This is a genomic window from Nostoc sp. JL34 (assembly GCF_017114945.1).
Classification (GTDB): domain Bacteria; phylum Cyanobacteriota; class Cyanobacteriia; order Cyanobacteriales; family Nostocaceae; genus Nostoc.
The window spans coordinates 1-10951 of the sequence record NZ_JABXKQ010000005.1 but is presented as its reverse complement, the minus strand read 5'-3'; the positions used below and the strand labels follow the sequence as shown (position 1 = coordinate 10951).

Sequence of the window (10951 nt, the reverse complement as noted above, 5' to 3'; positions counted from 1 at the left end):
GTTCAGCTTTAGAGCCTGTTTAGTTCTTTTGTTCTAACAAAGTTGACATGCTCCCAGGGGGAAGGGAAAGGGTTTGAATTTACCTTTACCCAGACCAAAAGTGAGATTGTTGGGTTTATCCGAAAAGTATTGGGAGTGAAATTGTTAAACAAAACTGCCGCGCCACCTTGGGCATTGCTGACTTTGGTAATCTTCAACGCATCGCCATCGACATCGCTGTCGTTGGCAAGTAGGGTGGTGACAGGAATTTTGATGGGGATGAATTGGGTGGCAGTTAACGAGTCAGTGCCAGCAGTGGGGGCATCGTTGACGGGGGTGACAGAGAAACTGTTGGTAACTGCTGTTAAAGTCTCATTGCCATCAGTTACACCGTAGTTGAGGCTGACAGTACCATTAAAGTTGAGAGTTGGGGTGAAGGTATAAGTGCCGAATGTCACTAAGTTAAGCTGAAGGGTATGCAGCGTAAGGATTGCAGAGGGGCAGGGGTGCAGAGGGGAATTTCTAAATATCCGTTCGTATGCCTAAAACTTCTTCTTTCTCCCCTGCTCCTTTGCTCCTCTGCACCCCTGCTGCCTCAACGATTTTCTCTTTTCTTAGTGACATTCTAAGCATAATATTAGAACTTTTAGAAAGAGAGGGAATTGATTCGTTGTATATTGAACTAGAAACTGATCCAGAAAGAAACAAAAGAGAGCAAAAAGCAGCGAATAATTAAAAATGTTTCTTTTACTTATAACCAACATGAAAAATCAGACAGTTCTTATTGTTGGCGGAAGTTCAGGAATTGGACTAGCTTTAGCTCAACAAGTTAAACAACAAGGAGGTAATGTGATTATTGCTTCCAAATCTGCTGAACAACAAGCCCCGGAATTACGAAAAATTAACAAGCTCAAAGAGTGTAAATACTTTTCGTTCGATATTACTAAAGAAAGTGAAATCAAAAAATTATTAGAAAAGGTAGGTTGTATTGATCATATTGCCATAACGGTGAAGTCTCCTTTAATTGTTGCTCCATTCTTAGAGTTAAATACCTCAGATGTCCGTCACGCATTTGAAACCAAGCTTTGGGGTCAATACAATATCGCTAAATTAGCTTATAAACAAATTAATTCGGGGGGGAGTATTGTCTTTTCTTCAGGAAGTTTGGGCATTCGTCCCTATTTAGGTTTTTCTACGCTAAGTATGATTAATGGTGCAGTGGAATCTTTATGTAAAGCTCTTGCCTTAGAAATCGCTCCGATTAGAGTCAATGCTGTTTCTCCAGGGTTTACAACGTTAAAAGAAATGGAAGACAAAATTCCTCTAGGACTAGGAAAATTCTCACAAATAGCGGAAGCCTATTTATTTCTAATGAACAATAGTTATCTAACAGGGACTACCATTCTTAGTGATGGTGGTGCAATGTTAATTTAAACCTTAAATTCATATTCATAACGCCTTATGACTTCCAATACAAAACCCTCTCAAACTCTCTCATCCCCTCCTAGTAACTGTAGCGAACTGCAAACAGAGAGCGATAAAACTGCAAACAAGGCGATTTTGAAACCACATTCTGGGTCTTGGCAACTTTTGGTGATGATGAAAGGTTACGCGCTTTAAGGCAGAAGGCAGAGGGCAGAGGGCAGAAGGCAGAAGGAGGAAGGAAGAAAGATATAATTAAGATACTTCAAACTTCACTCCATCAAACATTTAAGGGATAAGCCTCAGCAAACCCTATGTCGGTGCTAACTCACCTCTTACCAGATTTAACAAACCTGAAACTTGAGAGTTGCCTTGTTGACGAAATAAAAAATCAGATAAAGTTGATTGTTTCTGTAATCATAACAGTAGTTAATTGTCCAGTTTGTAATCAACCAACTCACCGAATTCATAGCCGCTACGAGCGGAAGTTAGCAGACTTACCGTGGGCTGATTACAGCATTACCCTACAGTTACGGGTGCAGAAGTTTTTTTGCATCAATACTTTGTGTAACCGACGCATTTTTACCAAAAGGCTCAACAGTGTAACCGCACCTTGGGCGCGAAGGACTCTACGTTTAGCTCAACGACTAAGTGCGATTGCTTTAGCTAATGGTGGTGCAGCAGGGGTAAGACTCTCGGAGCAATTAGGGATAAAAGTTTCTCGCAACACACTATTAAATTTAGTCCGCTCAATCCCACTCCCACCAATCGTAACGCCACATACTCTTGGGGTAGACGACTTTTGTTTTCGTAAATGTAAAACCTACGGCACAGCACTAATTGACCTGGAACGCAGCCGACCAATTGCTCTATTCAAAGATGCAAAAGCTGAAACCTTAGCAGAATGGTTAAAAGCTCATCCCGGTGTCAAAGTCGTCTCACGAGATCGGTCAAAAACTTATGAAAGTGGTATTCGCCAAGGAGCGCCTGAAGCCATTCACGTTGCAGACCGTTTTCACTTATTGCAGAACTTAGCTGAAACACTTAACCAAGTATTCGCTACACATCATCAAGCTCTCAAAGCCATCGATGAAGCATACAGTCTTTCATCAGTAACCCAAACCGACGGTACTGTAGTTGTGCGAGTACCACGACCAAGCCGTGAACAACAAGCACTACAATTAGCAGAACAAAGCCGTGCTAGACGAATTGCTATCCATCAGCAAGTTTGGGACTTACATCATCAAGGTTGGAGTGGAAAAGCTATAGCCCGTCAAGTTGGGATTGGTGTAACAAGTGTATTTCGCTATCTACGTACTCCCACCTTTGTTGAACCAACTCGGCGAAGAAGCCGAGGTCGGAGTATTTTAGTTCCATACCAAGAATATATCCTAAAACGCTGGAATGAAGGTTGTCACGAAGGCTTAGTCTTGTTTGAGGAAATTCAACAACAGGGTTACAAAGGTAGTTATGATACTGTAGCTCGTTACACGCGGCGCATCCGTACTGTACAAGGAATCAAGCCACGAAAACGGTATTCAGTTAAGTCTTTACCAAAAGTCACTCAACCCAAAAAACTTTGTCTCACACCTCGTCGTGCAGTATGGCTAGTGCTACGGAAACCGGAGTCGCAACAGCCAGATTCGGAAGAATTGATTGCACTACTAATAGCGCAACATCCAGATTTAGCCGAAGCCATCAAGTTAGCTCAAGGTTTCGCTCAAATTGTGCGCCAGCGACTGCCGAGAAAACTCCAACGGTGGCTAACTGTTGCAGAAAATAGTAATTTGACTGCTTTTCGTCGCTTTGCCAAACGATTGCGTGAAGATTATGACGCTGTAAAAGCAGGTGTAACTATGTCAGTCAGCAATGGCCCAGTTGAAGGGCATATTAATCGACTGAAAATGTTAAAGCGGCAGATGTATGGACGCGCCAAGATAGACCTGCTTGAGCGACGATTCTTATTAGCAACCTAAAGGATATAATTCTTGTACTTCAAACTTTTTCTTGACTTCTGAATTCTGACTTCAAACTTAGTTATGAGCTATAGGAATCAGTTCATTTGGCAAAGAGCAGTTCAACTTGCCATCAATTGCTATAAATTTACACGCCTATTTCCTCAATCAGAATTGTATGGCTTAACTAGCCAAATACGGCGTTCTTCTGTATCTGTAGCATCTAATATAGCAGAAGGCTATGGCAGGCGCTCGAAGCCAGAATATATACAGTTTTTACATATTGCTTTAGGTTCTTTGAGAGAACTAGATACGCAATTAATCATTGCCAAAGAAGTGGATTTAGCCGAGAAAAATCTTTTCACACCCCTATTAAATGAAGTTGAGGAAATGCAAGGTATATTAGTTGCAAGCTTAAACAAACTTAAAGCTTAAATTTACTACTACTTCTTCCTTCCTCCTTCTGCCCTCTGCCCTCTGCTTTCTGCCTTAAAGCGCGTAACCTTTCATCATCACCAAAAGTTGCCAAGACCCCACATTCTCTGCAAATAAGCTGTAACCATTGTGGGGATTGAGGTACAGCATTTATCACTCTAGAAGTGTCCAAATTAAACGAACTTTTACACCGAACACTTATGCCCGAATGTTGTGGTTTAATCTGAATGATATCCGTCCAATTTAATTATGAATTAGGTTTTTGGGAGCAAGTACTACGAACTTATTTCTTTGGCTTAGTAAAGACTTGTAACTCAGTCTGTAAAAGAGTTTGGGCGTTTATCTAAATTCCTTAGCGTACAAAAAACCCAAATTGGCACGATGACCCCTATAGATCATTTTATATACACTGTTCAAAAATCCAAAGCAGAAATAGCGTTCTGCTTCTGCTTCTCAGTTACCCCCAGATAACGCTCCAAAGCCGCCAAAGTGTAAAGGTAAGCACTTACCTGTATTTGCTCCTACCAAAGAATTACTTGACTGGTGGAAGCGATCACCCCAAGATACAGCAGCGATCGCACACTACGAACAACAGTTTCTCGAAATCTTACAAACTCGGCAACAACTGATTGAGCTTTGGGTTAGCAAGCAGCAACAGAAGAATGCAGATATTACACTTTGTTGCTATGAAGCATGGGGGCAATACTGTCATCGGCACATTGTTGGCAGAGAGGTAATTGCGAAATATCTGCCGGACTTATGGGGTGGTGAGGTTAGTAACAATTCCTTTCAAAACCGGGATTCATTCACAGCAACAGTTTCAGAGTTAACCTGTTTGAAACAGATAAACCCATCAGAGGATCATAAACAATTTATGGCCCCTGAACCAGTAATAGAGAAGTTGACTCATTCAACTATTAACAATGCTATTGATGATATACCATTATCATATCCGCCCCTGATTGTAGAGATGTTGTCCAAATGCTACAAAGCCGGGTATGAGGTGAGGTGCGATCGCCTCCCATCTGGCTACTACCAAATCTCGTTGGGTGAGAAACTTCTGCCAGAATTCCATCAAGCGTTGGTATTATTTTATGTGGCTGGTACACAAATCAAAGTGCATCGAGATTCTCCAACTTATGCAGCAGGAGCAGCGCAAATTAATATAATAGGTCGGGCGCGGTTCTCCATATCAGGTTGTCAGGATGTGCGAAGGATGGAGTCGTACTGGTTAAACGAGGGGGACTGTATTGCATTCGACAATAAGCAGCCGCATGGAATTGAAAGAGTGGAGAGCGAACGATGGTGTATTTGTTTTTTCAAGTTGAAGGCAGAGTATTTGACACAGGAAAAGACCAAGCAGTTAAGTTTAATTTAACCAGAGTTAAATTTCAACGGTTTTATCCTGATTTACACCTGTCATAACTTTCTTGGCTGACTACTACAAAATCCCCGACTTATTGCATAAGTCGGGGATTTGTCCACCCTCACCGATAAAAATTAATGCAATGAACCACTAGTTTCTGTATCAGACCTCTGATAGTCAAAATAAAACCATTTATTGTCTTTTACATCTTCAAACAGATGATTAACCTTGCCTATCTTTTCTCCTTTGTTTAGTTGATCCTCCAGTAGGTCAATTCCTTTCTCACCCTCTTTTACTGGCGGCACATACAGATCAAGCTTTTTCACTGTCTCTAAGTCAGCAAACAATTCTTCCAAATCAACATATAGTGGATATAAAGCCCTATTTAATTCAAAGAAATAGCGATTATTCCCGTGATCCGCAACAGTACGCCAGACTGTAGAGGCAAGGAATGGGTTATCATCTATTGCCTGAACATTTAAAGGTGTTGACATATTACGAATCAACGAAACAGCTCTAGCAAGACCTTCGTGTTTTGACCAGTCTTCAACCCATGTACTATGAGAACCTTCGAGGTTTTCAGGATCTCTTTGAGTCTCATCAATAAATGGTCTTTTATTTTTGATATTTTTATCAATTTTGTCGAGCCTATTGCTGTAAAACGAAGCGCGGAGAAATCGAATATCAGCGCCATTCATTGGCGGATTCATCTCTTTAACTTCCTCTCTTTCTAAATTATACTTCTTCAGTTCATCCCATCTAAATACTTCATTTTTATTTCCCCAATCAAAGTCTCCATTATCTTTTTTAAATTTATTCAAAAGTTCTAATTGCTTGGTATACAAGTTGTTAGTCAGCACAGTGATCGTTTCTTTGTTTTTATCTTCTTCCTCCTCTGGAACGTAGTAAACTACTAGTTCAGATTTGCCAGTTTTCTTGCCATCCACATATTCCTCCACATATTGAAAGACTGCGGAATCTCCTTGAGAATCTGAAACGGACAAATGTAACCCTATAGGTTTGAAATATACCTCGAACTCATTGGTTTTTGGGTTTAATTTTGCTACGGCTAGCTTAGATGTGACAAGAAAAAATGGCTGCTGCTTTAACCCCTCTACAACTGCTTTGACAGTTGCGTAGTTGTCCAGTACATACTGTGCTAAAGCAGTAATCGTTAAGCGCGGTTTCTCCTGGCTATTTTCATCATGGGTGTAATTAGCTTGTGGTAGAAAAAGCAGATTGGCAACTAAGCCTTCCTCATTTATGCCATCAGTTGCAGACTTGTTATAGTTACATACAACCAGGCTCTTATATTGAGATTTCCATGTATGCGGATAACCCTCATCACTTTCACCAGCACTTGTGCGTTCGCTACCTCTAGGTGATGCCCATAGACTTGTGGATATATTTGGATCAGACCAGTCCATTGAACGCACGGTAAAGATTGATTTTGTTTCCTCGTTAGCAACATAAATTGCACGGGTGCAACCAAGTAATACTAGTGGTATTAATCCCAAGTGCAAATCATTCATCAAATTGCTCAATGCTTGATGAATATTAAAAGATTCCTGTGTAAAATCGCAGGCTACTAGTGCGGCTATTCCAACAAATAAAAACGGTATAGCCAATGAGAAATTTTTGAGGTAACGTTTCATACGTTGATCTCCTAGTGTGTAAATTACTTTCAGAGTTTTGCAACTGAACAATGCTTTTCACTATGAAATTTGCGAATTTAGCAATCCTATTTGAACTTGTGAAAATGATTAACTGCGAAGACCTGCTAGGGTAAATGAAGACTTTCCCATTCTCACGGAAACTGGCGTCGCCAAGGATGCCAAGAAAAAAGAGAACAGAGAATCTGAGGTTTTGTTGGATGTTCTACAGGCTAGCTTCTACACTATACAAATCTCTAGATTTAAGTCAAGCTAAAACATAGATTTTAACATACCTTTTACATGTTAATAACACTATACTTAACTGGCCCACGATAGGACAGTAGAAACAGGGATTTTGGCTGTGTCTTCTACACAACTTCTTTTCTGTCCCCTTATTTTGATATTTATATTAAAACTGCAACCTAAAAATATTGGACGCCAAATTGCCAAAACTGTTCAGGGAGTCATCTTTTTCCATATTCCGACTCCAAAACCCTCAACAATTTCTCTTCCACAACAGTCAAATAAGCCCACTTCAGCTTCCCCAACGACTCCAAAAACTTCTGCACCGATTCCTAAGAGCGCACTGGAATATACTTGATTGATGCGTAGACGCTTTGCGGCTTGCCGTCAGGCATCGCACACCAACTGCATCTGCTCACATTCAGAAGGCAAGTAATCACAAGATTTCAGATGCTTCAGCCCAACCGTCAATTCTCCATCCCAAGTTTTCACGTGCAACTCCAATCGTTTACTGCACTGACGATACACCAGCACCCAATACTTTTCGGTTAAGCCCAAAAACAGGTAGATTGAGAGTTGTAGTTAAAAATGCACACAGCTAATGCAACTCAAGGAATTTTCGTTGGTTTCACTTTTAATAGAATCAGGGGAAGTGCTAAAAGCGATAGAAACAGCGATACCAGGGGAAGCAATTGAGCAAGTGTTAGGGCAGACAGATAGTAGGGAGACAAGAAAGCGGAAACTACCATCACACTTGGTAGTCTGTTTGGTAATAGCGATGAATATATGGTCGTCGGATTCAATGCGAACTGTGTTGAAAAATCTGGTTAAAGGGCTAAGAACGCAGTGGCTAAAATTAGGGCAGTATTGGCGTGTACCAAGCCCATCATCAATCACCGAAGCAAGACAGAGACTGGGATGCCAAACGATGAGTCGGTTATTTCATCTGCTAGTACGTCCATTAGCAACAGCCGAAACTCCAGGGGAGCAATGCGATTTTGTGAGGTCGGTCAAAAAAAGTGCGATCGCTAAAAATTATATTTAGGTACAAGGTGATTTTATTTGCAAATAAAATACTGGTTTACACAAAAATCCATCTTGATGAAATATTTCAAAAAGATTGCTAGCAAGTCATTTGACGATTATTTATAAAAATATCTGCAATCAGTCTTTCATACTTGGTATGAATTATGTCAAAAAGTAAATTAAAGACAGGATTAAAGTATAAAATTTATCAAGCGGTTTGGGGTTTGATAAAGGAATTAAAGATAGAACCACAAAAATTATTCCAACTTCCAGCTATCCATTGACAACGCAGATGTAAGATAATTTCTGCATTTTCTTTCAGCCAAAATTTACTATTACCCTTGATTCTTAAGTTGACAGCTTGACGGATTAAACTCTCAATTGCCCCACTACCTATTGGTAGTTTTTGGTCTAGTATCTTAGCGTAATTTAAACGCCTTTCACGATAGGCACGTAAAAGGTAATTTCTCTGTATGACCATAGTTTTACAATGCTCTCCCGTGGCTTCAAAGATAAATTCATCCATCTGCCTAATTATGGTCATGGCATTACTTTTTTTTAAAGTTCTCCGTGCTTTTTTAAACCAATTATTCCGCTCCTTATCATCACTAAACGCTACATCAGCAAATTTCTGTAGTCGCTCGGTAACATGGTAAAAATCAAATAATTGATAAGTAGCATCGGGAGATTTCAATTTCTTTAAAAGAGGGGGAATATGCTTCCAAATCCATTCAGCACCGTCAGCAATTAATAAAACTTGTTTTGCTTGACTAATTCCCAAACTAATCAGATGCATTTCTAAAATTGGTAAAAAGCCTTTATAGTCTTCATAAGTTCCATCATTTACAATCTTGATCTCGTTATTTTTGACTTTTTTCCCCTGTTTATCAACCACATAAATTGTTAATAATTTTGGCTCAACCCATTCCCCTATAAAGCCATGCTTGTTTGTTTTGGGATTTCTTCTACCTTTTTTATTAATCCTAATTTTACTCCTACCGCCATCTACAGCAATTACAACCCTCTGATCTTTAAGTATATTCCCATCAGGTAATTTCCCTTGTTGCAAGTTAGATATGTAAGGATTCAGGTGGCAGAGTATTGACAAAGGGGACACTTGAGGGGGAATATCGCAAATATGAACCAAAACCTGCCTCAAGAATTAGATCGAGAAAGCTTGAACCAGTTATCAAAAGAAGAACTGGTGGATATCATCATTGAGCAGAGCAAGGTAATACATGATTTACAAAAAATCATTTTAGAACTACAGCAAGAAATAGAGCGTTTAAAAGTCAGTAGAGATTTAGACAGTTCTAATTCGTCGAAACCACCATCTGGAGACATCCACAAAAAGAGCGAAAACAAAAAGGTACCCCTGCAAGAAGAATCAAATCAACCGAAAAAGAAACCAGGTGGACAGCCAGGACATCAAGGTAAGACTCGTAAGGGGTTTGGCAGAGTAGACCGTTATGAAATCTTACGTCCAAGTGATTGTATCTGTTGTGGTAATAAAGCATTTGCACCCCTAGCAGTAAAAGTAGAAAAACAGGCTGTAGCGCAATTGGTAGAACGTCCCATTGAAATAGTAGAATATCAACGTCATACCTGCGTGTGTGAGTGTTGTGGAAATGTACAAACAGCCTCATGGTCGCCAGATATCGTTCCAGGGCAAGATTTAGGAGTTAGATTACAAGCGTTCTTAGGATGGGTAAACAATTATGCACACATGCCTTATGAAAAACAGCAAGAAATGTTGTGGGAATTAGGGCAAGTTGAAATTGGGCTTGGAACGTTAGTCGCAACTAATGAACGAATCCAACAAGCGATTGAACCAAGTATTAATGAATTGAGTAGTTGGGTAAAGCAGACACAACCGAATGTTCATGTGGATGAAACACCTTGGTCAGTTAAAGGAGTCAAAGAATGGTTGTGGGTAGTTGCCAATTCTGATTTCTGCCTATTTACTGCGGCTGACACTCGTTCACGATCCGAATTAGAAACGATTTTAGGGGCTAAATATGCAGGGGTACTCAGCAGTGACGATTTTAGTGTTTACAATGGCTATCAAGTTGTTGCCCAGCAGAAATGTTTAGCACATCTACGTCGTCACTTCAAAAAACTAATCATACTTCCAGGGCTTCACAACCAAGCTATCGGTGAAGCTTTTGTAGATTTAATTGATGAAGCTTTTAGCAGTTATGCTCAATGGTTTAAGACTCTTGATTCAAGTAGTTATAACGATTGGGTCAATCAATTCAAAGCTAAGTTGCACTCCTCACTCAATCAGTGGATTGACAAGGCAGGAGCGACGGCAGGCCAGCTTTTACGTTCTTTGCGCGATAAAGCAAATCAATGGTGGTATTTTCTTGACTACCCTGAAGTCCCTCCTGATAACAATCTCGCTGAACGATCGCTGCGTTTAGCTGTCACAAAACGTAAGGTTAGTGGTGGTTCTCGTTCAATGGAGCGGTTTCAACATACTGCCAAATTGTTGACTGTGGTGCAAACCTGCCGCCGTCAAGGTAGGTCTGTGATTGAGTTTTTTGCACAAGCTCTAGTTGCTTACTCCAATAATTATCAGTCTCGCCCTTCTTTACTTCCGCAATATTAGACCTGAATCCTTACATATTTCCCTCTTCGTATAACCGTGTCTTCGCGTATCGGTATGCCACCAACCTTTGGTTTGATCAATTGCTGTTTTATGAGCTGGCTCTGATTGAGAAAGCTTATGCAATAATATGGCAATACATTGACCCGCTAAAACTAACGCAGCCTGTCTAATTTTTTCTTCTCTTTCTTTAACTATTCTTCCAGACAGGGTTAGCGCGTCTCAAACCCTATTGACAGGGGGATTATGGCAGAGGTACTGA

10 protein-coding genes and 3 pseudogenes are annotated in these 10951 nt (G+C 40.3%); 9 read left to right on the top strand and 4 right to left on the bottom strand.

Going from position 1 to position 10951, the window contains the following annotated elements; genetic code table 11:
* Positions 1 to 8 precede the first annotated feature (8 nt).
* Positions 9 to 437: a cadherin-like domain-containing protein gene (locus HWQ44_RS00130; RefSeq protein WP_292713391.1), complete on the bottom strand. Its 429-nt coding sequence runs from the start codon at positions 435 to 437 to the stop codon at positions 9 to 11.
* A gap of 80 nt (positions 438 to 517) precedes the next feature.
* Here HWQ44_RS00130 and HWQ44_RS00125 point away from each other — a divergent pair, with 80 nt between their 5' ends.
* The 7 genes and pseudogenes from HWQ44_RS00125 (at position 518) to HWQ44_RS00095 (ending at position 5169) form a co-directional block, all read left to right on the top strand.
* Positions 518 to 715 carry a hypothetical protein gene (locus HWQ44_RS00125; protein ID WP_292713389.1) on the top strand — a complete coding sequence of 66 codons (198 nt, stop codon included), beginning with the start codon at positions 518 to 520 and terminating at the stop codon, positions 713 to 715.
* Between the two features lie 26 nt (positions 716 to 741).
* Entirely contained in the window at positions 742 to 1413 is a 672-nt protein-coding gene (locus HWQ44_RS00120; RefSeq protein WP_292713387.1) for an SDR family oxidoreductase, read from the top strand.
* A 27-nt stretch (positions 1414 to 1440) separates the two neighbouring features.
* The gene (locus tag HWQ44_RS00115) at positions 1441 to 1599 is read left to right on the top strand and encodes a hypothetical protein (protein WP_292713385.1); all 159 of its coding nucleotides are present in this window, start codon (positions 1441 to 1443) and stop codon (positions 1597 to 1599) included.
* 116 nt (positions 1600 to 1715) lie between these two features.
* Positions 1716 to 3377, top strand: coding sequence for an ISL3 family transposase (locus HWQ44_RS00110; protein WP_292713383.1), 1662 nt, complete (start codon positions 1716 to 1718; stop codon positions 3375 to 3377).
* A 63-nt stretch (positions 3378 to 3440) separates the two neighbouring features.
* Entirely contained in the window at positions 3441 to 3791 is a 351-nt protein-coding gene (locus tag HWQ44_RS00105; protein WP_162400059.1) for a four helix bundle protein, read from the top strand.
* A gap of 511 nt (positions 3792 to 4302) precedes the next feature.
* Positions 4303 to 4506 (top strand): annotated as a pseudogene (locus HWQ44_RS00100) (DUF488 family protein); the annotation flags it as partial.
* A gap of 159 nt (positions 4507 to 4665) precedes the next feature.
* Complete coding sequence (locus HWQ44_RS00095; protein WP_292713379.1) at positions 4666 to 5169, top strand: hypothetical protein; 504 nt, start codon at positions 4666 to 4668, stop codon at positions 5167 to 5169.
* A 122-nt stretch (positions 5170 to 5291) separates the two neighbouring features.
* Here the strand turns inward: HWQ44_RS00095 and HWQ44_RS00090 are convergent, their stop codons facing one another.
* Positions 5292 to 6812 carry a linear amide C-N hydrolase gene (locus HWQ44_RS00090; RefSeq protein WP_292713377.1) on the bottom strand — a complete coding sequence of 507 codons (1521 nt, stop codon included), beginning with the start codon at positions 6810 to 6812 and terminating at the stop codon, positions 5292 to 5294.
* 844 nt (positions 6813 to 7656) lie between these two features.
* Between HWQ44_RS00090 and HWQ44_RS00085 the strand changes: the two genes are divergently transcribed.
* On the top strand, positions 7657 to 8100 hold the full coding sequence (locus tag HWQ44_RS00085) for a transposase domain-containing protein (protein ID WP_292713375.1): 444 nt from the start codon (positions 7657 to 7659) through the stop codon (positions 8098 to 8100).
* Positions 8101 to 8289: 189 nt separating this feature from the next.
* On the opposite strand, the pseudogene HWQ44_RS00080 reads toward HWQ44_RS00085, so the two are convergent.
* Positions 8290 to 9159 (bottom strand): annotated as a pseudogene (locus HWQ44_RS00080) (ISLre2 family transposase); the annotation flags it as partial.
* Between the two features lie 60 nt (positions 9160 to 9219).
* Between HWQ44_RS00080 and HWQ44_RS00075 the strand changes: the two are divergent.
* Entirely contained in the window at positions 9220 to 10692 is a 1473-nt protein-coding gene (locus HWQ44_RS00075) for an IS66 family transposase (RefSeq protein WP_292713373.1), read from the top strand.
* 15 nt (positions 10693 to 10707) lie between these two features.
* Here the strand turns inward: HWQ44_RS00075 and HWQ44_RS00070 are convergent.
* Positions 10708 to 10893, bottom strand: a pseudogene (locus tag HWQ44_RS00070) (ISLre2 family transposase); the annotation flags it as partial.
* Positions 10894 to 10951 lie beyond the last annotated feature (58 nt).